This window comes from Ramlibacter sp. WS9 (genome assembly GCF_003797765.1).
Lineage (GTDB): Bacteria > Pseudomonadota > Gammaproteobacteria > Burkholderiales > Burkholderiaceae_C > Ramlibacter.
Genome location: NZ_RKMB01000006.1, coordinates 62776 through 87249, shown reverse-complemented (window position 1 = coordinate 87249; position 24474 = coordinate 62776). Strand labels below are relative to the sequence as shown.

Genomic DNA, 24474 nt, shown 5'->3' with positions numbered 1-24474 from the left:
TCAGATCTCCACCGTCACCGGCGCGTGATCGCTCGGCTTTTCCCATTTGCGCGGCACCCGGTCGATCGCGCAACCCTTGACTTGCGGCTTGAGCGCCTCAGTCACCAGGATGTGGTCGATGCGCAGCCCCCGGTTCTTCTGGTAGCCCAGCATCCGGTAGTCCCACCAGCTGAAACTTTTCTCCGGCTGCTCGAACATCCGGAAGCTGTCGCACAGGCCCAGCTCCACGAGCTTCTGAAAGTGATCCCGTTCTTCCACGGTATGGTGGATTGTGTCTTTCAGGCCCACCGGGTCGAAGGAATCCCGGTCTTCCGGCGCGATGTTGAAGTCACCCAGCAGCACCAGTTGCGGATGCTTCGCGACTTCTTCGCGCAGGTAGTCGCGCAAGCCGCGCAGCCAGCTCATCTTGTATTCGAACTTCTCGCTACCCGGCGCCTGGCCGTTGACGAAGTAGCCGTTGACGAGGCGCAACTCGCCGGTCGGTGAATCCAGCGTTGCCGTGATCACGCGCGAATGTTCATCGGCGAAGCCCACGATGTTCTTCACGACGTCGCGCAGCGGATGGCGGCTCATGATGGCGACGCCGTTGTACGTCTTTTGCCCGAACACCGCGCAGTGCTCGTAGCCGGCCTCGTGCAGCGCGTCGAGCGGGAACTTGTCGTCGGTGAGCTTGAGCTCTTGCAGGCACAACACGTCAACGGGGTTTGCCGCCGTCCAATCCAGCACGTGCTGCAGCCGCGCCGTGAGGGAGTTGACGTTCCAGGTCGTAATCTTCATATTCGCTATCCATCGGTTTGCATGCCAAGGGCAATACTCTGCCACATAGGGTTGAACTTCATGTCCATTTTCGACTACGCGATCAAAGTGATGGTGGTTACCTTTGTCGTATTGGGCCTCATGCTCGCCGTGATCGGGCTATCCGGTGTGGACATGGGCAATCTGGACGAGCACGAAGTCTTTCGATACCGACTGGTGGCCGCGCCTGTGGCCATCGTCGGCTACCTGCTGATGGACTACCTGGTGAGCCGTCGTCGCGCGCGTCTTGCAGCCATTGCGGCGAGCACGGGCAGCCAGGACCGTCCCCGGCGCGGTTACGCTGCGGAGTTCATTTCTCTCGCCGCGCTCGCAGCGGGTGGTGCGGCGTTCTGGCACGACCACGTCACGCACGAGATCCCCAATGCCGTGGCCGTGGCCGGGACGTTCGTCAGCGCCAAGTGCGTTGCAAGCGGAAAGCGCACCGGGCCGCACATGGGGATCAGCTACGAGTTTCCAAGCCAATCGACCAGCGCGCGCGCACCACAGACCCAGTGCCTGTTGACCGAGTGCGAGCCGGAAAAAATGACGCCTCAGTTCATGGACACCGCGTACAGAACAGTCTTCTACGCGACCTTGCAAGAATGCACGGCCGCGCTGCCGGCCGTGCTCGCTTCCAAAGCGCCCACCACCGTATGGACGGGTGATAAGGACTTTAACGCGGCGGTGCGCGCACGATTCACACCCGAGCGCGACACGCCGCCGTATTTCCTGATCTGGGTTCCGCTAGCTGTCGCCGCGCTGGTACTGCTGGTTTCGATCGTTCAAAGAACGCGCCGCCCGCGCGAGGACTGAGTGGAGTTCAGTCTGCAATCAAATGTGCAACACCGCCAGCGCGCCGATGGCCACACCGATGGCGCCAACACCGAACATGCCGTATTCGAGCCATTTCTTTTTCGTCAAGAGGGCGATGGCGGCGAGCGCGATCGACACCTGCAGTGCCGTGGTGGCCTGGGCCCAGCGGTGGTGCTGGTGCATTTGCTCGTCGCTCTTCTTGTCCCAATCCTTGGATTCGGCTTCGACCGATTCCGCCTTGGCCTGGATTTCCTTCTTTTCCTTTTCGTAGCGGTCGATCTTGGCCTGGTACTTTTCCTTGTCGCCCGCCACGGGCGCCAGGTCGCGCGAGATCTCGGCGAGCGACTGCTTCGTGCTCTTCGCCTGGAAGTAGTTCCACTGGTTGGACGCTTCGGTCTTCTTGATCGCGGCGTTGTTCTTGTAGAGGCCCGCGTTGGCCTGCGTGGCACCGCCCATGTACGCGAAGATCGCGCCCACCGTCGCGATGACGGCGGTGAACATCGCGATCTGGTTGATCATGGTGCCCGCGCTGTCGCCGTGGGCGGCGTGCTGGGTGGCGTGCTCCAGCTCGTGATCGTGCGGTCCATGCACATGGAATCCTGCTCCGGACATTTAAACTCCTCGTTGGGTATTCGTGTAGGTGACGAAACTGTAGTTCACGCCGGTGGCGGAAACGTGACGCTCACGCGCTGTTTCCTTCCATGCAGCATCGAAAGTCGGCGCGAATGCATCGCCCTCGAAATCGGTTTCGAGTTCGGTCACCTCAGCAGTGTCCGCCAGCGGAACGGCTTGCGCATAGATCTCCGCGCCGCCCATCACCCACACCTGGGGCTGGCCGTCACACAGCGAAATGGCTTGGGAGAGCGATGAGGCGCGGGTCGCGCCCTCGGCGCACCACTCGCCCTGCCTTGTCACGACGATGTTGATGCGGCCCGGCAGCGGCCGGAACCGCGGCGGCAAGGAATCCCAGGTCTTGCGCCCCATGATGACCGGGCAGCCCAGAGTAACGCGCTTGAAGTGCGCGAGGTCCTCCGGCAGGTGCCAGGGCATGACGCCGCCCTTGCCAATGACGCCGTTGCGCGCGCGCGCGAAGATCATTCCGATTTTCATGGGTCGATTGTCTGGATCACACCGCCACCGGCGCCTTGATCGGTGGGTGCGGGTCGTAGCCCTGCACCTCGAAATCCTCGAACTCGTAGTCGAAGATCGATGCCGGCTTGCGCTTGATGTTCAGCGTAGGGTAGGGGCGAGTCTCGCGGCTCAGCTGCAGCTCGACCTGCTCATGGTGGTTGCTGTAGATGTGGCAGTCTCCGCCCGTCCAGATGAAGTCGCCCACGGCCAGGTCGCATTGCTGCGCCATCATGTGGGTGAGCAGGGCATAGCTCGCGATGTTGAACGGCACGCCCAGGAAGATGTCTGCGCTGCGCTGGTACAGCTGGCACGACAGCTTGCCCGGCTCACCAGCCACCTGCGATGGCGCCACGTAGAACTGGAAGAACGCGTGGCAAGGCGCGAGCGCCATCTTCGGGATGTCGGCCACGTTCCACGCGCTCACGATGATGCGGCGCGAATCAGGGTTGGTCTTGATCGTCTTGATGGCTTCGGCGATCTGGTCGACGTGCCCGCCATCGGGTGTGGGCCAGCTGCGCCATTGCACGCCATACACAGGACCGAGGTCGCCATTTTCACGCGCCCACTCGTCCCAGATGGAAACGCCACGCTCCTTCAGCCAGTTGTTGTCGCTGGAACCCTGGAGGAACCACAGCAGTTCGTAGACGATGGACTTGAGATGGACCTTCTTGGTGGTCACCAGCGGAAAGCCTTCGCCCAGGTCGAAGCGCATCTGATGGCCGAAGACGCTGCGCGTACCGGTGCCGGTGCGGTCGGTCTTGGGCGTGCCATGCGTGTAAACATGGCGCATGAAGTCCTCGTACTGGGAGCGAACGGGGCGGGACGGATTCATATCAATACGATCCAAAAAGGGTGTCCAATGCCGCCAGGATTTCACCGGCGTTGGGCTTGAGCGTGGCGACAGGCGCGCGCAGTTCGGCAAACGGAAATGCGGCAAGTGCCGCGGTATCCGCGACGACCTCCTTGCCCGCAATCGTAAAGGCCGGATTCAAGTCGCGCATGCGCAAGGAAAACGAACTGGCCACGCGCAAGGGCAACATCACGCGCGTGGCAATGCGATCGATGTGGGGGTTCTGGACATCCAGCAAGTACGGCGTGACCTTGCGCAGCGCCGTGTCCGGATGGGAATAGACATCGAAGCGGGCCATCGCGAGTCAGAAGGAGCGGTATTTGGCCAGCGGCAGGCCTTCGCGGGCGATGCGCGCGTTGTAGGCATCGATCGCGTCCTTGTTGTCCTCGTTCCACCGTTCCCAATAGCGGCGCTTCACTTCGGCGGCCAGCAGAACGTCCACCGTTTGCGAGATATTCATCCCGAGCTCTTTGGCTATTTCCAGGACCTTGGAATTCAGGGACAGATTGGTTGCCTTCTTCGGGGCATCGTCGAATCTCAGCATCTGCAGCTCCTATCAAGGATGCGCATATTATATGCGCACAACCCGCCCTGGGTTCATCGTATTGGCCGGATCCAGCGCCCGCTTGACCGCCCGCATCAGCCCTAGCGCCACCGGCGACTTGTGGTCCTCTAGCTTTTCCACTTTCAGGCTGCCCACGCCGTGCTCGGCCGAGATGGAGCCGCCGAAATTGCGCACCGAGTCGTACACCACCGTGTTGACGTTGTCTTCCTGTTCCGCGAGGAACTGCGCCGCATCGATGCCTTCGGGTGCCTGCACGTTGTAATGCAGGTTGCCGTCGCCCAGATGGCCGAAGTTGACCAGCCGCACGCCCGGAATCGCCTTCGCCAAAAGCGCGTCCGTCGCTTCACAAAACTGGGGGATCGCCGACACCGGGATGGAGATGTCGTGCTTGATGTTGGCGCCTTCTTCCACTTGCGCGAGCGGAATGCTTTCGCGGATGTGCCAGAGCTGGTGGGCCTGCGCCAGATTCTCGGCGACCACGGCGTCGGTAACGCAGCCTTCTTCCATCGCCGTTTCCAACAATCGCTCGAACTGCACGCGGGCGTGAGCTTCCGACTCATGGTCGGAGGTTTCCAGCAGCACACAGAAAGGCGCCTGCTGATACAGCGGTACGCGCAACTGCTTGAAATGCTTTGCCACCAGGCTGAGTGCGAACTGGCCCATCACTTCGAAGCCGGTCAGCCCTGCGCCGAGGTGGCGGTGCGCCAGGCCCAGCAGGCGCACCGCGTCTTCCATCGATGGCACCGCGGCCCATGCGGTGAGCGCGGCCGCGGGTAGCGGGTAGAGCTTCATCGTGGCCGCCGTGATGATGCCCAACGTGCCTTCGCTGCCGATGTAAAGGTCGCGCAGGTCGTACCCCGTGTTGTCCTTGCGCAGGCCCGTGAGGCCGTCCCAGATTTCGCCCTGCGCGGTGACCACTTCGAGGCCCAGGCACAGCTCGCGGGCATTGCCGTAGCGCACGACTTGCGTTCCGCCGGCATTGGTGGACAGGTTGCCGCCGATGGTGCAGCTGCCCTCCGCGGCAAGGCTCAGCGGGAACAGGAAGCCGGCTCTTTCCGCCGCATCCTGCAGCGTTTGCAGGATGCACCCCGATTCCACCGTCATGGTCAGGTTGTCGCCGTCGATCTCGCGCACCGCGTTCATGCGCTGCAGGCTCAGCACCACCTGGCGCCCGGAGTCGTCGGGGATGGAGCCGACCACGAGCCCGGTGTTGCCGCCCTGGGGCACGATGGAAGTACCGGCGGCAGCGCACGCCTTCACGACCTGGGCCACTTCACCGGCATTGGCGGGGCGGACCACGGCCAACGCCTTGCCCTGCGAACGCTTGCGCCAATCCTGTTCCCAGGCGCTCAGGTCGCCTTCGGTCAGCACATTCGCGGCGCCGACCGCGGCTTTCAGCTGGTTGATCAATTCAGTCATGGCTGGCCTTTCCAAGCCGGATCCGCACGTGCAGGACGCAGGCGGCAAACAACACAAGGCACAGCGCCACTTCGGCCAGGGCGAACTGGGTGCTCAGGCCCCGGTCGCTGTACGCGCGGACGGCGCCTTCGGTGAAATAGACCCACACCAGCAGGCTGAGCCAACGGTAGGTGTACATGCGGTTTCGCAGCAGCCCCGCCAGCGGAATGCACAGCGGCAGCACCTTGAGCGCCAGCCACGAACCGCCCGGCCGCAGCGGCGCCAGCCAGAGCTCCCACGCCAACCCGAGCACGATCAGCCCCAGTACGCTGCCGACGGCGAGCCAGCGCGTATAAGCGACTCGGTCGCGATGCGTGTCGGTGGAAGATTCAGAGGCGTGCATGGGCGATGGCATCATAGCGGGCGATGGACCTCCGACCCCTGCTCACCGAACTCTCGCGCTTCCCCTGGAAGTCGACCGCGCTCACGCTGCGCGAACGCTTCCGCGAGGACCGCCTGGGTGTGACGGCCAGCAGCCTCACCTTCACGACGACGATGGCCCTGGTGCCGTTCTTCACCGTGGCACTCGCCGTGTTCACGGCGTTCCCGATGTTCAGCAAGCTGCAGGAGGCTTTGCAAGCCTGGCTGGTGCAGGCCCTGATCCCCGATTCGATCGCGCGCCAGGTGCTGGGGTACCTCAACCAGTTCGCCGGCAAGGCGAGCCGGCTTGGCGCCGTGGGCCTGGCCGTGCTGTTCGTCACCGCGCTCGCGTTGGTACTGACCATTGACCGCACGCTCAATGGCATCTGGCGCGTCAAGCGGCCGCGGCCTCTCGGCCAGCGAGTGCTCGTCTATTGGGCGGTGATGACGCTCGGGCCGTTGCTGCTGGGTGCATCGCTCAGCATCAGCTCGTATGTGCTGTCGGCGTCGCGTGGATTGGTCGGTTCGATGCCGGGCACCTTGACCTTCCTGCTCGACGTCATCGAGTTCTTCCTGCTCGCAGCGGGGCTGACAGCGTTGTATCGCTACGTGCCCAACACGCCGGTGCGCCGCGATCATGCTTGGGCGGGCGGACTGTTTGCGGCTGTGGGCATCGAACTCGCCAAGAAGCTGCTGGCGCTCTACATCGGCAAGGTGCCGACCTATTCGGCGGTGTACGGGGCCTTTGCCACGCTGCCCATCCTGCTGGTCTGGATCTACCTGGTGTGGGTAATGGCGCTGCTGGGCGCCGTGATCGCCGCCTATCTTCCGAGCCTGCGTGCCGGCACATGGCGCCGCGGCAGCGCGCACGGCTGGCAGTTCCAGCTGGCGCTGGAGGTGCTCCAGCACTTGCACGGCGCGCGTCCCACGGCCCGCCGCGGCATGAGCGCAGTCGAACTCGGGCAATCGCTGCAGGTGGATTCGCTTCAGCTCGAGCCGGTACTCGAAACGCTGGTGTCGCTGGACTGGATCGGCCGCCTGAACGAAACCCAGGACGAAGCGACGACGCGCTACATCCTCCTGGCCGATGTGCAATCCACGGCGCTGGAGCCGCTGATGCGCCATTTGCTGCTGCCCCAGTCGGAGGCAACCGCCAAGTTGTGGAAAAGCGGGCAGCTTTCGACGCTGTATTTGAGGGACGTGATGTAGGGCGCGGGTTGTGGATTAACTCCGCACTGACACATCCGCGATGCGGCGCGTGTGCGCCTGCGCGTCCTGGCCGGCGAGCGCGGCATCCAGCAGCAGGTTGGAAAACGCAGCGGCAAGCGGCGCGGAGGGCGAGTTCTCGATCGTCGCGATGCCCAGCTGGTAGCTGATGCGCGGCCGGAAGGGTCGGGTGGTGAACGCCATGCCGGTGCAGTAGCTCGCCAGCAACGCATTGACGATCGACACGCCGAGGCCTTGCGCCACGAGGCTGCAGGCCACGCCGACCGAATGCACCTCGATCGCGATGCGCGGCGGCACGCGGGCCTGGCGGAACGCCATGTCGATCTCGTGCCGGATGGCGCGCTGGCGCCCCAGCAGAACCAGGGGCACGTCATCCAGGTCCAGCGGTTCCACGACTTCTTTGTTTTCCAGCGCGTGGCCGCGAGGCATGATGCAAACCGCGTCGGACTCCAGGCAAGCGTTGGCCTGCAGGCCGGGCATTTCCATCGGCAAGCGCACCAGGCCGACGTCGGCTTCGCGGCTGAGGATGGCGCGTTCGGTTTCGGCGTAGGAGCCGGACAGCACTTCGAGCACCACGTCCGGATGCTCGCGCATGAAGCGCTCCGCAATCGCGGGCATGAGGTACGTGGCTAGCGTGGAGGGCAGCCCCACCTTGAGCAGGCGGCGCTTGAAGCCGCCCAGGCGCAGCTGTTCGGAATGGCGGCGAAAGCACTGCACTGAATCGACGAGTCCTTGCGCGTCCTGCAACAGCGTCTGCGCTTCGCGCGTGGGAATGAGGCGGCCCTTTTCTCGCACGAACAGGCGCAGGCCCAGGTCTTCCTCGAGTTGCGCCAGCAGGCGGCTCACCGCCGATTGCGACAAGCCCATGCGCTCGCCCGCGGCGATGGTCGAACCGCCGGCCATGATGGCCTGGAATGCGTCGAGCTGCTTGAAGTTCATGGGCCTCGCGAAGGGTGCGCCCGCATCTTTGCAGGTCCGCCGTGTCGCGGCAAGTCCCGCGCGATCCGCATAGGGCAATGCGCTTCCGTCATAGCGTTGTGGGCCGCACAGCCGCGCCAGAGAATCCGCCCGCCTGCAGATTTTTCAACCACGACGAGGAGAGAGATTCATGAACAAGCGCATGTGTGCAACCGCCCTGGGCGGTCTGCTTGCGGCGGCTACAGCGCCCCAGGCCCTGGCCCAGACGGCGCAGGTGTACGGGCAGGTGCGGCTCACGGTCAACAGCATCAAGGCCGGCAGCGCCAGCGACACGAAGGAATTGCGCGACAACGCATCGCGCCTGGGTTTTCGCGGGACGGAAGATCTCGGCGGCGGCCTCACGGCGGCCTTCGGGCTGGAGATGGGTGCGGAAGCCGACACCGGCGCCAGCACGGTGCCGGCCTTTCGCAACAGCTATGCGGCGCTGAAAGGCTCGTTCGGCACCGTCGCCTTGGGTCGGTTGGATTCCGCCAACCCGACCGGCTCGCCGCTGTATTCGCAGGTCACCGCCATCACCTCCTTCGCACCGAACGACGCGGGCGCCACGGCGATCGGGACGGCGATCCTGAATTCGCGCAACCGGACCTCGAATGCGATCGGCTATGCCAGCCCCGACTGGGGCGGCTTCACCGTCCGCACGCGCTACTACCTGCGTGGCGCGCCGGCCACGCCCGACGTGGAGAACGGCGCTAAGTCGCTGGACCTTGGCCTGAGCTACGCAGGCGGCCCCGTGCGCGCCGGTGTCGGGTTCGCCAAGGACACGCGGCCCGGCGGATTGGGGAACAACGAGTTCGACCACAAGTGGCAGGCTGGCCTGCGCTACGACTTCGGCGCGTTCGAGCCCTACGCGCTCTTCGGCCGCGACAGCTACAAGAACACCGCTACCAGCCGGCGCGACGTCGACTACTGGATCGTCGGCGCCAGATACAGCCAGAATGTGCATGCAGTGACGCTCAACCTCATGAAACGCGACGTGCAGGCCTCGCTCACCGGCGAACGCAAACGCTGGCAGCTGGCGTACATCTATGCGTTGTCCAAGCGCACCGAGCTGCAGGCGTTCATCGATCGCGACGGTATCGACTCGAGCAGGAGCAACGTCGCGGTGCGCGCCATCGGCGCCGGCATCCGGCACGACTTCTGATCTGAGCGAACAGCATGCAACCCCAATGAGCAAACCGAAGTATTTCCTCACAGCAGGCTTGGCCGCACTGGCTTTGCAAGGCGCCTGGGCCGGTGAATTCCCGGAACGCACGGTGCGCGTGATCATCCCGTTCCCCGCGGGGGCGGCCGCCGACAACGCCATGCGCGTGGTGGCGCGCAAGATGTCGGATCAATGGAAGCAGCCGGTGATTATCGAGAACCGTCCCAGCGTGCCGGGCATCCAGGCAGCAGCCATGGCGCCGGCGGACGGATACACCTTGCTGCTGGGAGCCGGCTCCAGCATGGTGACGACGCCGCTCCTCATCAGCAAGCTCGTCTACAACCCGACGCGAGACTTCGCACCGGTAGGCCGGGTGCTGGTCAACATACCCATCCTGACCACGCACCCATCCCTGGGCGTGCGCTCGGTCAAGGACCTGATCACGCTGGCCAAGAGCAAGCCCGGGCGCCTCGACTACAGCTCCAGCGGGTCCGGCAGCCCGGGACATTTGGCGATGGAGATGTTCCAGTCGATGACGGGCACGCACATGGTCCACATCCCGTACAAGGGCGGCGCACCGGCCGTGACGGAGCTGGTGGGCGGGCATGTGCACCTGGGCGTCAATGCCGTGCCGAGCGTCATGGCTCACCTGAAGCAGGGCAAGCTCACGCCGCTGGCCGTGGGGAGCCGCAAGCGTTCGCCCGCCTTGCCGGACGTGCCCACCTTCGCGGAGGCCGGGGTGCCCGGCTTTCAATACGACATCTGGTATGCCCTCTTCGCGCCGGCGCGAACACCTCCCGACGTGGTCTCTAAAGTCAGCACAGCGTTGATGAACGCGCTGACCGACCCGGAAGTGTCGATGCAGCTCGTGGCGCAGGGCGCCGAGCCCGCGCCCACCACACCGCAGGAACTCGCGCGCTTCATGAAGGACGACACGGCGCGCTGGGCCAAGATCATCAAGGACCGCAACCTTAAGATCGATTGATTGACGGATGAACAGTACAAACGACGTGGTCAAGACGACCGTGATGGTTGCCGTGCGCGACGGGGTAAGGCTCGCGACGGACATCTATTTGCCGGCAGACCCAGGTCCATTCCCCACTCTGCTGGAACGCACCCCCTATGGCCGCAACGCCACGGCGCGGCGCGAGCGTACGGTGGCCGATCCTCAACCGCCCCTGCGGGGTGACGTTGCGGCCCGGTTCGCGCGGCAAGGCTATGCGGTCGTGGTCCAGGATTGCCGCGGGCGTTTCGACTCCGAGGGCCGCTTTACGAAGTACCTGGGCGAAGCGAACGACGGCGCCGACACGATGGCCTGGCTGCTGGTCCAGCCCTGGTGCAATGGCCGTGTCGGCACCTATGGGTTGTCATACGCCGCCCATACGCAGACCGCATTGGCCAGCCAGCGGCCGGCCGGCCTGGCAGCGATGTTCATGGAGTGCGGCGGTTTCGCCAACGCGTTTCGCGGCGGCATCCGCCATGGCGGCGCCTTCGAGCTGAAGCAGGCCACGTGGGCCTTCAAGAACGCGCAGCAGGCGGGTGCGTCGGACCAGGTCAGCGATGCCGTTCGTGCCATGGCCGCAGAAGACATCGGCAGCTGGTTCAAGGCACTGCCGTGGCGGCGCGGCGACTCGCCGTTGCGCGCCGTGCCCGAATACGAGAACTACCTGTTCGAGCAATGGGAGCGCGGCAGCTTCGACGACTACTGGCGCCAGCCCGAGCTGTACGCGGCCGGCCACTACGAAGTGTTCGACAGCATCCCGGTGATGCTGATGTGCGGCTGGTGGGACCCGTATGCGCAGACCACCACGGACAACTACCTCGGCATCTCGCGCTCGCCCAAGGGCCGTGCGCAACTGGTATTGGGGCCATGGACCCACGGCGAGCGCAGCGTGACCTTCGCCGGGGACGTGGAGTTCGGTCCGCGCGCGCTGCTCGACGGCGTGCTGGCCGACGATTACCTGGCGATGCGCCTGGCCTGGTTCGACCGCTGGCTGAAGGGGCGAGAAGCGACCGCCGACGCGTGCGTGCGCTACTTCCGCATGGGAGGCGGTTCGGGGCGACGCAACGCCGAAGGACGGCTGGAGCATGGCGGCGAGTGGTTCGCCGCGCGCGACTGGCCGGTGCCGGGTACGAGTCTTGTGCCCTGGTACCTGCACGCGGACGGCTCCCTCGCGCTCCAGGCGGCCCCTTCGGCGGCTTCGCTCGAGTACGAGTTCGATCCGGCCCACCCGGTGCCCACGATCGGCGGTTCGGTCACGTCGGGCGAGCCTTTGATGGTGGCAGGCGCCTATGACCAGCGCACTCACGCCGGTGTGTTCGGCGCCGCGCCGCCCTACGGGCCGTTGGCCGATCGCGCCGACGTGCTGGTGTTCGAGTCGCCGGTGCTGCAAGAAGACGTGGACGTGACCGGCCCCGTGCTGATCAAGCTCTGGATTTCTTCGGATGCACCCGACACGGACTTCACGGCCAAGCTGATCGACGTGTACCCGCCCAGCGAGGACTGGCCGCAAGGCTTTGCGATGAATATCACGGACGGCATCCTGCGTTGCCGCTACCGCCGCTCGTGGGAACACCCCGAGCCGCTGGCGCCGGGAGAGGTGGCCGAGATCACCATCGAGCCCATGCCCACGTCCAACCTGTTCCGCAAGGGGCACCGCATTCGCCTGGACATTTCCAGCAGCAACTTTCCGCGCTTCGACGTGAACCCGAACACCGGCGCGCCCGAGGGCAGCGCCGGGCCGCGGCGCAGGGCGCGCAATAGCATCCATCTATCGCCAGTGCACCGTTCGCAGCTTTTGCTTCCGGTCCTGCCTGCATCCACCCCGGGCCGGCCCACGTAATGCAGTCGAGGGCGAACGGCCCTCGCTTCAACCGATGGAGGCCAACATGGCTGTGCTGATGATCATGGAGTGGAACCAGGTGACGCGCGAGCAATACGACGAGGTCTGCGAGATCGTCGATTTCGAGGGCAAGCCGCCGCCGGGCGGGCTGTTCCACGTTGCCGCGTTCGACGACAAGGGCGGGCTGCGCGTTGCCGACCTGTGGGAGCGCGCCGAGGACTTCCAGGCCTTCGCCCTGCAGCGGCTCATGCCAGGCGTGCAGAAGGCGGGCATCCAGGGCGAGCCCAAGGTCGCGGTCTATCCCGCGCACAACGTCTTCACGCCGGGCTACGCCCCGCGCTGAACGCGGCGCTAGATGCGGACCTTGCCTGTCCAGATGTCCTTGTACATCACCCAGTCGCCCATGAAGCTGTAGAGCGGGCGCTTGAAGCTGGCGGGCTTGTTCTTCTCGAAGCCGAAGTGGCCGATCCACGCGAAGCCGTAACCGCAGAGCAAGCCCGCCAGCAGCCACCACGGACTGCGCGTGACGATCAGCAGCGCCAGGCAGACGAGCGAGAGGGTGGAGCCGGCGAAGTGCAGGCGTCGGCAAGTGATGTTGCTGTGTTCCGTGAGGTAGAACGGGTAGAACTGAGCAAAAGTCTTGAAAGCGGTTGGGTCGACCGGTGGGGCAGTGCTCGTAGTCGTGTTCATGGCGTTTCTCCGTGGCTCCGGGCTGCTGGCCATGTTGCCATTGAGTGGCGTTGCCTGCCACCGGGTTTCCATCGTGTAACCTCAGCGCCCATGCTTGAGCAGCCCTTTGAGAATATCGTTGCGCATACACCATGAAAATTATGCCAACCGAGTTCGATGGCCAGTCCATTCGCCGCGTGTATGACGAGGCGACGGAGACTTGGTGGTTTTCGGTCGTTGACGTCGTGCAGGTGTTGACCCAGCAGCCTGACGATCTGACTGCCCGCAAGTACTGGAACCAGCTCAAGCGCCGGCTGGACAAGGAAGGCAGTCAACTGGTGACAAGCTGTCACCAGTTGAAGATGCTCGCTGCTGACGGCAAGCAACGGCTTACCGACGCGGCCACCGCCGAAACCCTGCTGCGCCTGGTGCAGTCCGTGCCCAGTCCCAAGGCCGAGCCCATCAAGCTGTGGTTGGCCAAAGCGGGCTACGAGCGTATGCAGGAAATGTCCGATCCGGCCCTGTCGTTGGACCGCGCGCGCCAGACCTGGCAGCAGCATGGCCGCAGCGACAAGTGGATCCAGCAGCGCATGACGGGGCAAGAAACGCGTAATAAGCTGACTGACTACTGGCGCGAGCACGAAGTCCAGCCGGGCGACGAGTTCGCTGTCCTCACCAACATCATTCATCAGGAGTGGTCAGGGGTGAGCGTCAAGGACCACAAGAAACTCAAGGGTCTGAAATCCCACAACCTGCGCGACCACATGACGGAGGCCGAGTTGATCTTCACCGCGCTGGCCGAACTGTCCACCCGGCAGATTGCCGAGAACACGGATGCCACCGGCATGGGCGAAAACAAGGGTGCCGCACAGGCCGGCGGGCGAATCGCCCGGCAGGCCCGCACGCAGCTCGAAAGTCAGACCGGAAAGTCGGTCGTTTCTGGCCAAAACTATCTCGCACCGCCGGCCAAAAAGGCCGTGAAGAGGACGCTGCCCAAGGCGTGACTTCAATAGGCAATCTGACCGTTTCGACCGTTCCCGTTGAAACGCTTGCTCTGGAACAGGCGGGCACAGATGCCGAACGCAACGGCCTGACACCGCAGTCGCTCAACGCACTGCCGGCCGATGAAAGCTGAACCCTACGGGGCGGGACGCTACACGCCGAACGGTGCGTGCAAGAACCCCCGGAACCGCGCCCGCCCACCGCGCACTGGGGCGGCGGTGAGGCGGTAGCTGGGGAAGCGCCGCAAGAAGCGCCCGATCGCGATGCGGCCTTCCAGCCGCGCCAGGCTCAGGCCCGCGCACTGGTGGATGCCGAAACCAAAGGCCAGGTGGCGGTTGTTCTCGCGCGTCAGCTGGAGCACGTCTGCATTGGCGAATTGCGCTGAGTCGCGGTTGGCGGCGCCTATGCAGAGCGTCACCAGCGCACCTTCCTCGAGTGGAACGCCGCCGACCTCGCACGCGCGCAGCGCCCGCCGATTGCCGAGCTGGTTGGACGATTCGAAGCGCAGGAACTCATCGACGGCGGTGCTCATGGCTGCCTCCAGGGCGGCGGCGTCGGACGACAGGCTCTCCATCTTCGCCAGCAGCGCGGCCTTCTCTTCGGGCCATTCCTGCAAGGCGACCAGCGCGTTGCCAATCAGGTTGGTGGTGGTCTCGTGCCCGGCATTGAGGATGAACACGCAGTTTTGCAGCAGTTCGCTTTCGCTCAGACGCTCGCCCGCGCCGAGCCCTCCGGGCGAGTCTTTGTTTTCGCCCTGGATCAGCCGCGTCAGCACATCGTGCTCGGGGTCGCCGGGGTGCTGGCGGCGATGCGCCACCAGTGTCTTCAGATAGGCCGTGAACTCGCTCACGCTGCTGTTGCCTAGCGCCTCCTGCTCAGGCGTGAGCTTGGGTTCGAGCGCGCCCAGGATCGCCAGCGACCAGCCGCGCAGCGGCGCGCGATCTTCGTGCGGAACGCCCAGCAGGTTCCCGATGATCTCCACGGGAATGGCGCTGGCGAAATCCTCGATCAGGTCGCCGTCGCCTTCTTGTTCGATGCCGTCCAGCAGGCCGTCGACCAGCGCGACCAGCCCCGGCTCCATCTCCGCGATGGCGCGCCGCGTGAGCGCGCCCATGATCAGCTTGCGCACGCGCGTGTGCAGCGGCGGGTCGTTGAAGACCAGGCTGGTGGTGTGATGCTCCAGCAGCGCCGAGCCGGCGCCGTACTTTGGGGTGAACTCCACCTTCTTGTCGGAGCTGAAATTCTGTGCATCGCGGTAGACGTTCACCAGGTCGGCGTAGCGCGTGAGGAAGTACGACCCGTCCGGCATGCGCTTGACGGGTTCCGTCTCGCGCAGCAGCGCATAGACCGGATAGGGATTGGCGTAGAAGTCCGCGGGCAGGGCGCGCAGGTCGAAGGAGGCGGCGATCTCGCGCACGCGCTCGGGCGGCATCGGCGGCGTGATCGAGATGCCCGGGCTCATGTCTTCAGGAAATCGCGGATCGCGAAGAGCGTCTCGTCCGGCGTCTCGGTCATCTGGTGATGGCCGACCGCGAGCTGTGTGACCTGTACCGTTTTGCCGCTGTCTTTCGCCCTGTCGATCAGCAGTTGCGCCGACTTCGCAAACGTCATCTGGTCTTGCGCGCCGAGCAGGAACAGCACGGGGCAGGTGACGGCCGCCATCGCCGCTTCGCCGTTGGCATAGCTGTCGCACGCCTTGAAGCCGCGATGGAACACGTTGACGTGCGGATTGGACGCCAGCACCCGCCGGCCCAGCGCCAGGCTCGCTCCGTAGACCCAGGTGCCAGGCCCGAGCGCCGAAGGCGGCGGCGCGAGCGTGCTGCGCATGAACACGTTGATCATCTGCAACGCTTTCATGGGTTCGTTCAGCGACCCCTCCAGCAGGGCCGCCGACACCTTCATCGGGTAGGCCGTGCCGACCAGGACCAGGTGCGTGACCCGGTCCTTGAGCCGCGAAGCGGCGTCCAGTGCGATCAGGGAGCCCCAGCTATGGCCCACCAGCGCGGCCTTCGCCACACCTGCGGCATCGAGGAGGCTGGCGATGAACGCGGCCCCGTCTTCGACGCTGGCCGGTGCCTCGCCTTCGCTCTTGCAATGCCCTGGCAGGTCCACCGCCAGCACGTTCCATCCATGGTTTGCCAGGTAGCGGGTCTGCAGGGCCCAGACGCTGTGGTCGTTGACCACGCCGTGGATGAAGACGACCGTGGGCTTGGCGGCGTCGAAGGGCTTGCCGCCGGTGTAGCAGTAGGTGTTGTGGCCGTTGACGTTCAGGTACATGGCTCGGCCCTCACACTTTCTCGGCAGTCTTCAGGGCGCGCTTCAGGTCGTCGAGCAGGTCATCCGGGTCTTCCAGGCCGATCGACAGGCGGATCGTGCCTTGCGTGATGCCGCCGGCCACCAGCGCCTCGTCGCTCATGCGGAAGTGCGTGGTGCTGGCCGGATGGATCACCAGCGAGCGGCAATCGCCGACGTTGGCCAGGTGGCTGAATACCTTGAGCGTCTCGATGAACTTCTTGCCCTGCTCGCGGTTGCCCTTCATGTCGAAGCTGAACACCGAGCCCGCGCCCTTGGGCAGCAGCTTCTGCGCCAGTGCATGGCTCGGGTGCGACTCGAGCATCGGGTGGCCGACGCGCGCAACGAATGGATGAGCAGCCAGGAACTCGACCACCTTGCGGGTGTTGCTCATGTGCCGCTCCATCCGCAGCGGCAGCGTTTCGATGCCTTGCAGGATCAGCCACGCCGTGTGCGGGCTCATGCAGGCGCCGAAGTCGCGCAGGCCCTCGCGGCGCGCGCGGAGCAGGAAGGCGCCGATGGTCGACTCCTCCGTGAACACCATGTTGTGGAAGCCATCGTAGGGCGCGGCCAGCTCGGCGAACTTGCCCGACCTTTCCCAGTCGAAACTGCCACCGTCCACCACCACGCCGCCGATGACCGTGCCATGGCCCGAGAGGAATTTGGTCGCGGAGTGATAGACCAGGTCGGCACCCAACTCCAGCGGCTTCATCAGGTAAGGCGAGGTAAGAGTGGAATCGACGAGCAGGGGCACACCGGCCTCATGCGCGATGGCCGCGACCTGGGGGATGTCCAGCACGTCCAGCCCTGGGTTGCCCACCGTTTCGCCGAACAGCAGTTTTGTGTTCGGCCGGACAGCCGCGCGCCAGCCGTCGATATCGCCGGGCTTGACGAACGTCGTTTCAATGCCGAAGCGCCGCATCGTGTAGTGCAACAGGTTCTGCGAACCGCCGTACAACGCCGTGCTGGCCACGATATGGGAGCCCGCGCCCATGATGGTGGCGATGGCCAGGTGCAGGGCCGCCTGCCCGCTGGCGGTGGCAATGGCGCCAATGCCGCCTTCGAGCGCCGCCACCCGCTGCTCGAACACCGCGTTGGTCGGGTTGCTGATGCGCGAATAGACGTGGCCGGGCCGCTCCAGGTTGAACAGGGCCGCGGCGTGGTCGCTGGACTCGAAAACGAAGGACGTGGTCAGGTGGATGGGGACGGCCCGGGCACCGGTGGCCGGGTCGGGGGCCGCGCCGGCGTGCAGGGCCAGGGTGTCGAAGCCAGGGTCGGAATAGCCGGGCATGAAGTGTCTCCTCGCGAACAGCTCTATGGAACTGCCCTGGATTGTGGGCTATATTGTTCCCACGGGTGGTCACCGGGACCACCGAGGAGACGGCATGAAAGTCAGCGATATCCTGCGGGTCAAGGGCAACACCCTGTATACGGTCACGCCCGACGAGCCCCTGGCCCACGCGATCAACGTGATGGCCGAGAAGGACATCGGCTCGCTGGTGGTGATGGACCACGGCGACTTGACGGGCATGCTCACCTTCCGCGAAGTGATCCTGTGCATTGTCAAGAGCGGCGGCGTCGTCGGGCAGACGCTGGTGCGCACCGCCATGGATGATCATCCGCTGACCTGCACCTCCGAAACCGAACTGGACGAAGTTCGCCGCATGATGCTCGAGCGCCATGCCCGCTACATGCCGGTGATGGACCGCCGCATGCTGATGGGCGTGATCAGCTTCTACGACGTGGCCAAGGCCGTGGTGGACAGCCAGAACTTCGAGAACCGCATGCTCAAGGCCTACATCCGCGACTGGCCGGGCGGCGAGGAACATCCGGCTGCCTGAGCAGGCTTTCGCGCGGTCAACCGGCCGCGGAGTGGATCAGTTCGCGCACCCGAGGATAGATCTGCGCCTGCCAGCGCCGGCCGCTGAACACGCCGTAGTGGCCCACCCCAGTCTGGATGTAATGGCTCTTCATGTAAGGCCGGATGCCGCTGCACAGGTCTTGCGCGGCGACGGTCTGGCCCACGGCGCAGATGTCGTCCCGCTCGCCCTCCACGGTCAATAGCCAGGTGCGGCGGATGGTGGCCGGGTTCACGAGGCGGCCGCGCCATGTGAGCGTACCTGCGGCCAGGTCATAGGTCTGGAAGACCTTCTCCACCGTTTCCAGGTAGAACTCCGCCGGCAAGTCGTTCACGGCCAGGTATTCGTCGTAAAACCGGCGGATCACGTCGGCTTTTTCCTCGTCGCCTTCCACCAGGTGCTCATAGAGGTTGCGGAACTGCTGCTTGTGCCGCTCCAGGTTCATGCTCATGAAGGCCGTGAGCTGCACGAAGCCGGGGTACACGCGCCGCATGTGCCCGGCGTGGGGCAGCGGCACATGGCTGATCAGGTTGCGCTCGAACCACTCGATCGGCTGGCTGGTGGCCAGCTGGTTGACGCCGGTCGGGTTGACGCGGCAGTCGACCGGGCCTGCCATCAGCGTCAAGCTGCGCGGCTGGGCCGGATCATCGTCCTCGGCCATGATCGCCGTGGCCGCCAATGCCGCGACGCAGGGCTGGCAGACCGCCACCATGTGCACTCCGGGGCCGATGGCCCGCGTGTAGCGCATCATGTAGTCGATGTAGTCGTCCAGCGCGAAGGGCCCGTGCCGCAGCGAAACATCACGCGCGTTGTGCCAGTCGGTGATGTAGACGTCGTGGTCCTGCAACAAGGTCTTCGCGGTCTCGCGCAGCAAGGTCGCGAAATGGCCGGAGAGCGGCGCGACCAGCAGCACCTTGGGCTGCTGGGGCGCATGTTCCTTGCGAAAGCGCAGCAACGTGCCGAAGGGCAGCGCGAGCACTTTCTCCTCGGTGATGGGGATGTCGGTTCCCTGGACCTGGACCGATGCGATCCCGTAGTCGGGCCGGCTGTGCGTCAACCGCAGGCGCGAGAACACATCGAGGGCGGCCGAGACCTTGCGCTGGATCGAGCCTTCGGTGTGCCGCAGCCAGAGCAGCGCGCTCTGGTGCTGCGCGATCAGGCGCAGCGGCGACGTGAGGTTCGACTGGGTCTGGTAGGCCTGGTAGAGCATGTCTCCGTCTTTGGCGGGCAAGATGCCCGCATGCACCGTAGAGGCAAGTTGCGCGCCAACCCGTGCACCGATGTGGCACAAGGCTTGCTCGATCCCCGGCATTGGGCAGGAGGCAGCCCGCTAAGGAACCCCATGGCCAAGGCCGTTCTCACGATCAGCAGCAAGAACTACGGTGCCTGGGCGCTGCGCGGCTGGCTCATGGCCAAGCTGGCCGGCCTGGAGTTCACGGAGAAGGTGATCCCGCCTGACGACCCCGCGATGAAGGCGGAGATGCTGCTGCTGTCATCGTCGATGTTGGTGCCTTCACTGCAGCACAACGGCGTGAAGGTCTGGGACACCCTCGCCATCGGCGAATACATCCACGAGATCAAGCCCAAGGCCGGCCTCTTGCCGGCCGACGCCAAGGCGCGAGCACATTGCCGCGCGATTTGCGGCGAAATGCATTCGGGGTTCTCGGCCATGCGCGGGGCGCTGCCGATGAACATCAAGGCCCGTTTCCCCAACTTCAAGGTGTGGTCGCGCGCGCAGCAGGACATTGACCGTGTGCTCGCCATCTGGAAGGAGTGCCTTGCCAGCTATGGCGGGCCGTTCCTCTTCGGCAAGCAGCCCTGCATCGCCGACGCCATGTACGCGCCGGTGGTCACGCGCTTTTCGACCTACGACATCCCGCTGGACAAGGCCAGCATCGCCTATTGCAAGCGGGTGATGGAGCTGCCCGCCATGAAGGAGTGGGTGGCGGCAGCGAAGAAAGAGCCGGACGAGATCGACGAGCTCGACGCCGAGTTCTAGCCGGTCACTTCCAGGGCGTCGGGTCCGGGATGGCGCACACCGGCTCGACGTCGATCGTCTTGAAGTCTGCCGGTGAGACGATCTCCAGGTACTCCATGTCCGGCGAATAGTCGAACAGGAAATGCCGGATGCCGGGCCGCTGGTGGACACAGTCGCCGGCGGAAACCAGGGTCACCTGGTCTTCGTACATGAAGCGCGCCCAGCCCTTGAGCATGATGACGATCTGGAAATCCGCCTCATGGCGGTGCCAGCCGGTGCCCTTTTCGGGTGCCTGGTGGGCCTTGACGAGGTGCGCGATCACCTTGCCGTTCGTCGCCTCGGCCACGCCCAGGTCGCGGTAGCGGAAGAAATCGCGAAGCCCGCCGGAGACGTATTCGGTGTCCCCGGGCTTGACGTGGGAGAAACGGGTGGTGGTGCGATCCAGCATGCTCTCTCCTTTTTGACGACGGGCCGCCCCTAGGCAAAAACGGCCCCCTCGGGGGGCAGCGAAGCGTGGGGGCTAACAGTGCGGACAACGGGTCCTGAAGCGCTGTAGCACGAAGCATTCCTGCCCTCTGGGATAATCGGGCCCCATGAGCGGCAATACTTTCGGCACCCTTTTCGCGGTCACCAACTTCGGCGAATCCCACGGCCCGGCCATCGGCTGCGTGATCGACGGCTGCCCTCCGGGCATGACCCTGTCGGCCGAGGACATCCAGCCTGACCTGGACCGGCGCCGCCCCGGCACGAGCCGCCATGTGACGCAGCGTCAGGAAGAAGACAAGGTCGAAATTCTCTCCGGCGTGTACGAGGGCAAGACGACGGGCACGCCCATCGGCTTGTTGATCCGCAACACCGACCAGCGCAGCAAGGATTATTCGGAGATCGCGCAGGCCTTCCGCCCGGGGCATGCCGATTACACGTACCTGCAGAAATACGGCCTGCGCGATCCGCGCGGTGGCGGCCGGGCGTCGGCGCGCCTCACTGCGCCCATGGTCGCGGCGGGCGCGGTCGCGAAGAAGTGGCTGGCCGCCAAGTACGGCACCGTATTTCGCGGTTGCATGCAGCAGATCGGCGACCTGCCCATCGCTTTCGAGAGCTGGGACCATGTCCACCACAATCCCTTCTTCGCGCCGGTCGCGGACGTCGCCAATCTCGAGGCCTACATGGACATCCTGCGCAAGGCCGGCGACTCCTGCGGCGCGCGCATCCGCGTCACCGCGACGAACATGCCGGTCGGCTTGGGCGAGCCATTATTCGACAAGCTCGACGCCGACATCGCCTTCGCGATGATGGGCATCAACGCGGTGAAGGGCGTCGAGATCGGCGCCGGGTTCGGCAGCGTCACGCAGCGCGGCACCACGCACGGCGACTCGCTGACGCCGCAGGGCTTTCGCACCAACAATGCGGGCGGTGTGCTCGGCGGTATCAGCACCGGCCAGGACCTCGAAGTTTCGATCGCCATCAAGCCGACCAGCTCGATCATCAGCCCGCGCGAAACGATCAACCTGCAAGGCGAAGCCACCGAGGTCATCACCAAGGGTCGGCACGACCCCTGCGTCGGCATCCGGGCCACGCCCATTGCCGAGGCGATGCTGGCGTTGGTCGTGATGGAGCATGCATTGCGGCATCGCGCGCAGAACGGCGATGTGGTTTCGCCTGTAGCGCAGATACCCGCGGCTCGGCGCTAAGCAGCAGCTCGGCGCTAGTCTCACTGCCGGGCTCGGGCAGCCCGGCCTTTGCGAGTTCACCCAAAAAGGCTCAATCGAGATACCCTTGAGCCATGGTGTGAATGCCATGCAAGCCCAGAAGTCCCGCCCCGCGAACGCGTCCGCCGAACACTATCGGCAGGTCGTGGAGAGCGCTGTTGACTATGCGATCGTGGGCACCGACCTTGAAGGGCACATCACCATCTGGAACGAAGGCGCGTGCCGCGTGCTGGGATGGGGCCGCGAGGAAATGCTGGGCGAGGCGGTGCACCGCTTCTTCACACCCGAAGACGTCGCGGCTGGACGCGTCGAATACGAAATGGAAACGGCGCGCCTCGAGGGCCGCGCGTCCGACGAGCGCTGGCATGTGCGCAAGAGCGGCGAACGATTCTGGGCGTCCGGCGAGCTTATGCCGGTATGCGATGGTCCGGGCGAGGTCACGGGCTTCGTCAAGATCATCCGGGACCGTACCGAGCAGCGGATGCACGAGGCCCACCTGCAGGAACTCAATGCCGTGCTCGCGGCCGGCGAAGTGCAATTGCAGCTCGCCATGGAAACCGGCGGGATGGCGGTGTGGCAGTCCAACCTCAAGACCCACGAGATGACGTGGTGGCCCGGCATGCACGCCCTCCATGGCCTCGAACCCGGAACGCCTCCGCTGTCGATGGGCGACTACTACCAGGTGATCATCCCCGAGGACCGGGACGAGGTGGCCCAAGTGCTGCGCGGCACACCCAAGCGCGAGGGTGAGCAGGGCGTCGAGTACCGCGTCCTGTGGCCCGACGGCACCGTGCATTGGCTGGAAGGGCGGGGGCGTGCCCTGCTCGACGCCAAAGGCGAGCCATGGGCCGTCGCAGGCGTCTGCATGGACGTGACGGCCCGCAAGAACACGGAAGCAGACCTCAAGTTCCTGGCGGACGCCAGCGCCGAGCTGGCGGGCCTTGCCGACTACCAGGCCACGCTGGACAAGGTCGCGCACCTCGCCGTGCCGCATTTCGCCGATTGGTGCGCCGTGGACATGCTCGACGAGACCGGTGCGATGCAGCGGGTCGCGGTGGCGCACGTCGATCCGGAGAGGGAGCAGTTGGCGCGTGAGCTGCATCGGCACTTTCCGCACGACCCGGCCAAAATCGCGGGGGTCGGGCCCTGGAACGTCGTGCACACGGGCGAGCCGGAGCGGCTGGCCGAGATTCCGGACGAGATGCTGGCCGCCTCGGTCACCAACCCCGACTACCTGGCCGCGCTGCGCGCGCTAGGACTGCATTCGTACATGGGCCTGCCGCTCACCGTGCGCGGAAAGACGCTGGGTGTGATCTGTTTCGCCACCGCCGAATCGCCCCGCCGCTACACGGCGCAGGACCAGGCGCTGGCAGCGGACCTGGCCCGGCGTGCGGCGGTCGCGATAGAGAACGCCACGCTGCTGCGCACCTTGAGGGAGTCGGACCGGGCCAAGGACGTGTTCCTCGCGACGCTCGCGCACGAACTGCGCAATCCGCTGGCGCCTGTCTGGAACGGCCTGTCGATCATCAGGCGCATCCCCACGGACGCGCCGCGGGTGGTGCAGATCGCCGACATGATCGAGCGGCAGGTGGCGCAGCTCACCCGGCTGGTGGACGACCTGCTCGACGTCTCGCGCATCAGCACGGGCAAGATCGAGCTGCGGCGGCAGCCGACCAACCTGGTGAGCATCATCAGCAGCGCCATCGAGACGAGCCGTCCGCACATCGAGGCGTGCCAGCACAGGCTTTCCGTCAGTTTCCCGGACGAGCCGACAGACCTGGAGGCCGATCCCCTGCGCCTGGCCCAGGTGTTTTCCAATCTGCTGAACAACGCTGCCCGCTATACAAGGCCGGGGGGCAACATCGACGTGATCATGCAAGCCGCGCCGGATCACTTCACGGTGCGCGTGCGCGACAACGGCGCGGGCATTCCGCGCGACATGCTCGTCAAGATATTCGCGCTCTTCACGCAGGTCACCCATCCGGCGCAGCGCCACCACGGCGGGCTGGGCATCGGCCTGTCGCTGGTGGAGGGCTTGGTGCGGCTGCACGGCGGGCGGGTCGAGGCCCACAGCGAAGGATTGGGCAAAGGCAGCGAGTTCGTGGTCTGGCTGCCGCGCACACCCCAGGCGGCAAGCGATGCGAAACCCGAGGACGACACAACGTGGCCCGTTCCGGCCGGACAGTCCGCGCGCCGCATCCTCGTCGTCGACGACAACCGGGACGCGGCTGAAACGCTGGCCGAGCTGCTGCGCATGCTGGGCAACGAGGTGGCCTTGTCGCGCGACGGGCTGGGCGCGCTCGCGCGCGTGCCAGTCTTCCGGCCCGACGTTGTGCTGCTGGACATCGGCCTGCCGGACATCAGCGGATACGAGGTAGCCCGGCGCGTGCGGGGCCTGACAGGGGTGCGGCAGCCGTGGCTGGTGGCGCTCACGGGCTGGGGCCAGCACGAGGACAAGCAGCGCGCCGCCGAAGCGGGCTTCGACGATCACTGGACCAAGCCGGTCGATCCGGCCCGGCTGCAGGAACTGTCGAGGAACTTGCGCAGGTGATCCGCGATCAGAAACAGGCAACCCAACAGGAGCCCTCCATGGAAGAAACTTCCTCAACCGCGACCGCCCAATTCATCGACCTGACGCAGCAGATGGACGTGGCGTATTGGTGCCGGATCTTCGGCGTGGACCCGGCCCAACTGCGCGAAGCCGTGCATCACGCGGGCCACCAGGTGCAGGAAGTGCGGAGATACCTGAGCCAGCTGCCGAACGCCGGTTGACCCCCGGCGCGCACAGGTTCCCCGAAGGCCGT

At 65.3% G+C, this 24474-nt stretch carries 28 protein-coding genes; 13 read left to right on the top strand and 15 right to left on the bottom strand.

Translation table 11 applies throughout. From position 1 onward, the window contains the following. Window positions 1-777, bottom strand: coding sequence for an exodeoxyribonuclease III (xth, locus tag EEB15_RS11765; protein ID WP_141510049.1), 777 nt, complete (start codon window positions 775-777; stop codon window positions 1-3). A gap of 60 nt (window positions 778-837) precedes the next feature. On the opposite strand from xth, the gene EEB15_RS11760 reads away from it, so the two are divergent. Further along, window positions 838-1608, top strand: a complete 771-nt coding sequence (locus EEB15_RS11760) for a hypothetical protein (protein ID WP_141510048.1) — start codon at window positions 838-840, stop codon at window positions 1606-1608. An 18-nt stretch (window positions 1609-1626) separates the two neighbouring features. Here EEB15_RS11760 and EEB15_RS11755 read toward each other — a convergent pair whose 3' ends face one another. Genes EEB15_RS11755 through EEB15_RS11725 form a run of 7 tightly spaced genes read right to left on the bottom strand, consistent with a single transcriptional unit; the run spans window position 1627 to window position 5955 of the window. Further along, window positions 1627-2220 carry a DUF4337 domain-containing protein gene (locus EEB15_RS11755; RefSeq protein ID WP_141510047.1) on the bottom strand — a complete coding sequence of 198 codons (594 nt, stop codon included), beginning with the start codon at window positions 2218-2220 and terminating at the stop codon, window positions 1627-1629. Further along, window positions 2221-2718, bottom strand: a complete 498-nt coding sequence (locus EEB15_RS11750; protein WP_141510046.1) for a dihydrofolate reductase — start codon at window positions 2716-2718, stop codon at window positions 2221-2223. 16 nt (window positions 2719-2734) lie between these two features. After that, complete coding sequence (locus EEB15_RS11745; protein WP_141510045.1) at window positions 2735-3571, bottom strand: thymidylate synthase; 837 nt, start codon at window positions 3569-3571, stop codon at window positions 2735-2737. A 1-nt stretch (window position 3572) separates the two neighbouring features. Next, window positions 3573-3887 (bottom strand): CcdB family protein, encoded by a 315-nt coding sequence (locus EEB15_RS11740; RefSeq protein WP_141510044.1) that lies wholly within the window; start codon window positions 3885-3887, stop codon window positions 3573-3575. 6 nt (window positions 3888-3893) lie between these two features. Continuing rightward, window positions 3894-4133, bottom strand: a complete 240-nt coding sequence (locus EEB15_RS11735; RefSeq protein ID WP_141510043.1) for a type II toxin-antitoxin system CcdA family antitoxin — start codon at window positions 4131-4133, stop codon at window positions 3894-3896. 27 nt (window positions 4134-4160) lie between these two features. Further along, on the bottom strand, window positions 4161-5573 hold the full coding sequence (locus EEB15_RS11730) for an FAD-binding oxidoreductase (RefSeq protein ID WP_141510042.1): 1413 nt from the start codon (window positions 5571-5573) through the stop codon (window positions 4161-4163). Beyond that, window positions 5566-5955 (bottom strand): DUF2069 domain-containing protein, encoded by a 390-nt coding sequence (locus tag EEB15_RS11725; RefSeq protein WP_141510041.1) that lies wholly within the window; start codon window positions 5953-5955, stop codon window positions 5566-5568. The genes EEB15_RS11730 and EEB15_RS11725 overlap by 8 nt, the downstream gene beginning before the upstream one ends. Before the next feature lie 23 nt (window positions 5956-5978). Here EEB15_RS11725 and EEB15_RS11720 point away from each other — a divergent pair, with 23 nt between their 5' ends. After that, window positions 5979-7181 carry a YihY family inner membrane protein gene (locus tag EEB15_RS11720; RefSeq protein ID WP_141510040.1) on the top strand — a complete coding sequence of 401 codons (1203 nt, stop codon included), beginning with the start codon at window positions 5979-5981 and terminating at the stop codon, window positions 7179-7181. Window positions 7182-7196: 15 nt separating this feature from the next. Here the strand turns inward: EEB15_RS11720 and EEB15_RS11715 are convergent, their stop codons facing one another. Continuing rightward, a complete protein-coding gene (locus EEB15_RS11715; protein WP_141510039.1) occupies window positions 7197-8138 on the bottom strand; it encodes a LysR family transcriptional regulator in 942 nt (313 codons plus the stop codon). Between the two features lie 169 nt (window positions 8139-8307). Here EEB15_RS11715 and EEB15_RS11710 point away from each other — a divergent pair, with 169 nt between their 5' ends. Genes EEB15_RS11710 through EEB15_RS11695 form a run of 4 tightly spaced genes read left to right on the top strand, consistent with a single transcriptional unit; the run spans window position 8308 to window position 12504 of the window. Beyond that, entirely contained in the window at window positions 8308-9318 is a 1011-nt protein-coding gene (locus tag EEB15_RS11710) for a porin (protein ID WP_141510038.1), read from the top strand. A 25-nt stretch (window positions 9319-9343) separates the two neighbouring features. Then, a complete protein-coding gene (locus tag EEB15_RS11705) occupies window positions 9344-10303 on the top strand; it encodes a tripartite tricarboxylate transporter substrate binding protein (protein ID WP_141510037.1) in 960 nt (319 codons plus the stop codon). Window positions 10304-10310: 7 nt separating this feature from the next. Further along, window positions 10311-12161 (top strand): CocE/NonD family hydrolase, encoded by a 1851-nt coding sequence (locus EEB15_RS11700; protein ID WP_141510036.1) that lies wholly within the window; start codon window positions 10311-10313, stop codon window positions 12159-12161. A gap of 46 nt (window positions 12162-12207) precedes the next feature. Beyond that, window positions 12208-12504, top strand: a complete 297-nt coding sequence (locus EEB15_RS11695; RefSeq protein ID WP_199236513.1) for a hypothetical protein — start codon at window positions 12208-12210, stop codon at window positions 12502-12504. An 8-nt stretch (window positions 12505-12512) separates the two neighbouring features. Here EEB15_RS11695 and EEB15_RS11690 read toward each other — a convergent pair whose 3' ends face one another. Beyond that, on the bottom strand, window positions 12513-12851 hold the full coding sequence (locus EEB15_RS11690) for an Mpo1-like protein (RefSeq protein WP_141510035.1): 339 nt from the start codon (window positions 12849-12851) through the stop codon (window positions 12513-12515). A gap of 176 nt (window positions 12852-13027) precedes the next feature. Here EEB15_RS11690 and EEB15_RS11685 point away from each other — a divergent pair, with 176 nt between their 5' ends. Together EEB15_RS11685 and EEB15_RS34455 are read left to right on the top strand one after the other, a co-directional pair. Next, window positions 13028-13834: a BRO family protein gene (locus EEB15_RS11685; protein WP_233259464.1), complete on the top strand. Its 807-nt coding sequence runs from the start codon at window positions 13028-13030 to the stop codon at window positions 13832-13834. Then, window positions 13831-13965, top strand: coding sequence for a hypothetical protein (locus EEB15_RS34455; RefSeq protein WP_255466314.1), 135 nt, complete (start codon window positions 13831-13833; stop codon window positions 13963-13965). Before EEB15_RS11685 ends, EEB15_RS34455 begins: the two co-directional genes overlap by 4 nt. 18 nt (window positions 13966-13983) lie before the next feature. On the opposite strand, the gene EEB15_RS11680 is transcribed toward EEB15_RS34455, so the two are convergent. From EEB15_RS11680 to EEB15_RS11670, 3 genes are read right to left on the bottom strand one after another with little or no spacing between them, the layout of a single operon-like run. After that, window positions 13984-15294 (bottom strand): cytochrome P450, encoded by a 1311-nt coding sequence (locus tag EEB15_RS11680; protein WP_141510033.1) that lies wholly within the window; start codon window positions 15292-15294, stop codon window positions 13984-13986. Further along, a complete protein-coding gene (locus tag EEB15_RS11675; RefSeq protein ID WP_141510032.1) occupies window positions 15291-16109 on the bottom strand; it encodes an alpha/beta fold hydrolase in 819 nt (272 codons plus the stop codon). The genes EEB15_RS11680 and EEB15_RS11675 overlap by 4 nt, the downstream gene beginning before the upstream one ends. A gap of 10 nt (window positions 16110-16119) precedes the next feature. Then, window positions 16120-17415 (bottom strand): O-acetylhomoserine aminocarboxypropyltransferase, encoded by a 1296-nt coding sequence (locus tag EEB15_RS11670; protein ID WP_141510031.1) that lies wholly within the window; start codon window positions 17413-17415, stop codon window positions 16120-16122. A 94-nt stretch (window positions 17416-17509) separates the two neighbouring features. Between EEB15_RS11670 and EEB15_RS11665 the strand changes: the two genes are divergently transcribed. Continuing rightward, window positions 17510-17965, top strand: a complete 456-nt coding sequence (locus EEB15_RS11665) for a CBS domain-containing protein (RefSeq protein ID WP_141510030.1) — start codon at window positions 17510-17512, stop codon at window positions 17963-17965. Window positions 17966-17981: 16 nt separating this feature from the next. On the opposite strand, the gene EEB15_RS11660 is transcribed toward EEB15_RS11665, so the two are convergent. Further along, complete coding sequence (locus tag EEB15_RS11660) at window positions 17982-19193, bottom strand: polyhydroxyalkanoate depolymerase (RefSeq protein WP_141510216.1); 1212 nt, start codon at window positions 19191-19193, stop codon at window positions 17982-17984. A gap of 132 nt (window positions 19194-19325) precedes the next feature. Between EEB15_RS11660 and EEB15_RS11655 the strand changes: the two genes are divergently transcribed. Beyond that, window positions 19326-19982: a glutathione S-transferase gene (locus tag EEB15_RS11655; RefSeq protein ID WP_141510029.1), complete on the top strand. Its 657-nt coding sequence runs from the start codon at window positions 19326-19328 to the stop codon at window positions 19980-19982. A 4-nt stretch (window positions 19983-19986) separates the two neighbouring features. On the opposite strand, the gene EEB15_RS11650 is transcribed toward EEB15_RS11655, so the two are convergent. After that, window positions 19987-20409, bottom strand: coding sequence for a cupin domain-containing protein (locus EEB15_RS11650; RefSeq protein ID WP_141510028.1), 423 nt, complete (start codon window positions 20407-20409; stop codon window positions 19987-19989). Between the two features lie 145 nt (window positions 20410-20554). On the opposite strand from EEB15_RS11650, the gene aroC reads away from it, so the two are divergent. The 3 genes from aroC (at window position 20555) to EEB15_RS11635 (ending at window position 24442) form a co-directional block, all read left to right on the top strand. Beyond that, complete coding sequence (gene aroC, locus EEB15_RS11645) at window positions 20555-21652, top strand: chorismate synthase (RefSeq protein WP_141510027.1); 1098 nt, start codon at window positions 20555-20557, stop codon at window positions 21650-21652. A 106-nt stretch (window positions 21653-21758) separates the two neighbouring features. Continuing rightward, window positions 21759-24221: a PAS domain S-box protein gene (locus EEB15_RS11640; RefSeq protein ID WP_141510026.1), complete on the top strand. Its 2463-nt coding sequence runs from the start codon at window positions 21759-21761 to the stop codon at window positions 24219-24221. Window positions 24222-24259: 38 nt separating this feature from the next. Further along, window positions 24260-24442, top strand: a complete 183-nt coding sequence (locus EEB15_RS11635) for a DUF3606 domain-containing protein (RefSeq protein ID WP_141510025.1) — start codon at window positions 24260-24262, stop codon at window positions 24440-24442. The last annotated feature ends 32 nt before the right edge of the window (window positions 24443-24474 follow it).

Excerpts from the sequence above, each read along its gene's own strand:
- xth (WP_141510049.1), bottom strand. The coding sequence starts at position 777 with ATGAAGATTACGACCTGGAACGTCAACTCCCTCACGGCGCGGCTGCAG.
- EEB15_RS11760 (WP_141510048.1), top strand. The coding sequence starts at position 838 with ATGTCCATTTTCGACTACGCGATCAAAGTGATGGTGGTTACCTTTGTC.
- EEB15_RS11755 (WP_141510047.1), bottom strand. The coding sequence starts at position 2,220 with ATGTCCGGAGCAGGATTCCATGTGCATGGACCGCACGATCACGAGCTG.
- EEB15_RS11750 (WP_141510046.1), bottom strand. The coding sequence starts at position 2,718 with ATGAAAATCGGAATGATCTTCGCGCGCGCGCGCAACGGCGTCATTGGC.
- EEB15_RS11745 (WP_141510045.1), bottom strand. The coding sequence starts at position 3,571 with ATGAATCCGTCCCGCCCCGTTCGCTCCCAGTACGAGGACTTCATGCGC.
- EEB15_RS11740 (WP_141510044.1), bottom strand. The coding sequence starts at position 3,887 with ATGGCCCGCTTCGATGTCTATTCCCATCCGGACACGGCGCTGCGCAAG.
- EEB15_RS11735 (WP_141510043.1), bottom strand. The coding sequence starts at position 4,133 with ATGCTGAGATTCGACGATGCCCCGAAGAAGGCAACCAATCTGTCCCTG.
- EEB15_RS11730 (WP_141510042.1), bottom strand. The coding sequence starts at position 5,573 with ATGACTGAATTGATCAACCAGCTGAAAGCCGCGGTCGGCGCCGCGAAT.
- EEB15_RS11725 (WP_141510041.1), bottom strand. The coding sequence starts at position 5,955 with ATGCACGCCTCTGAATCTTCCACCGACACGCATCGCGACCGAGTCGCT.
- EEB15_RS11720 (WP_141510040.1), top strand. The coding sequence starts at position 5,979 with ATGGACCTCCGACCCCTGCTCACCGAACTCTCGCGCTTCCCCTGGAAG.
- EEB15_RS11715 (WP_141510039.1), bottom strand. The coding sequence starts at position 8,138 with ATGAACTTCAAGCAGCTCGACGCATTCCAGGCCATCATGGCCGGCGGT.
- EEB15_RS11710 (WP_141510038.1), top strand. The coding sequence starts at position 8,308 with ATGAACAAGCGCATGTGTGCAACCGCCCTGGGCGGTCTGCTTGCGGCG.
- EEB15_RS11705 (WP_141510037.1), top strand. The coding sequence starts at position 9,344 with ATGAGCAAACCGAAGTATTTCCTCACAGCAGGCTTGGCCGCACTGGCT.
- EEB15_RS11700 (WP_141510036.1), top strand. The coding sequence starts at position 10,311 with ATGAACAGTACAAACGACGTGGTCAAGACGACCGTGATGGTTGCCGTG.
- EEB15_RS11695 (WP_199236513.1), top strand. The coding sequence starts at position 12,208 with ATGGCTGTGCTGATGATCATGGAGTGGAACCAGGTGACGCGCGAGCAA.
- EEB15_RS11690 (WP_141510035.1), bottom strand. The coding sequence starts at position 12,851 with ATGAACACGACTACGAGCACTGCCCCACCGGTCGACCCAACCGCTTTC.
- EEB15_RS11680 (WP_141510033.1), bottom strand. The coding sequence starts at position 15,294 with ATGAGCCCGGGCATCTCGATCACGCCGCCGATGCCGCCCGAGCGCGTG.
- EEB15_RS11675 (WP_141510032.1), bottom strand. The coding sequence starts at position 16,109 with ATGTACCTGAACGTCAACGGCCACAACACCTACTGCTACACCGGCGGC.
- EEB15_RS11670 (WP_141510031.1), bottom strand. The coding sequence starts at position 17,415 with ATGCCCGGCTATTCCGACCCTGGCTTCGACACCCTGGCCCTGCACGCC.
- EEB15_RS11665 (WP_141510030.1), top strand. The coding sequence starts at position 17,510 with ATGAAAGTCAGCGATATCCTGCGGGTCAAGGGCAACACCCTGTATACG.
- EEB15_RS11660 (WP_141510216.1), bottom strand. The coding sequence starts at position 19,193 with ATGCTCTACCAGGCCTACCAGACCCAGTCGAACCTCACGTCGCCGCTG.
- EEB15_RS11655 (WP_141510029.1), top strand. The coding sequence starts at position 19,326 with ATGGCCAAGGCCGTTCTCACGATCAGCAGCAAGAACTACGGTGCCTGG.
- EEB15_RS11650 (WP_141510028.1), bottom strand. The coding sequence starts at position 20,409 with ATGCTGGATCGCACCACCACCCGTTTCTCCCACGTCAAGCCCGGGGAC.
- aroC (WP_141510027.1), top strand. The coding sequence starts at position 20,555 with ATGAGCGGCAATACTTTCGGCACCCTTTTCGCGGTCACCAACTTCGGC.
- EEB15_RS11640 (WP_141510026.1), top strand. The coding sequence starts at position 21,759 with ATGCAAGCCCAGAAGTCCCGCCCCGCGAACGCGTCCGCCGAACACTAT.
- EEB15_RS11635 (WP_141510025.1), top strand. The coding sequence starts at position 24,260 with ATGGAAGAAACTTCCTCAACCGCGACCGCCCAATTCATCGACCTGACG.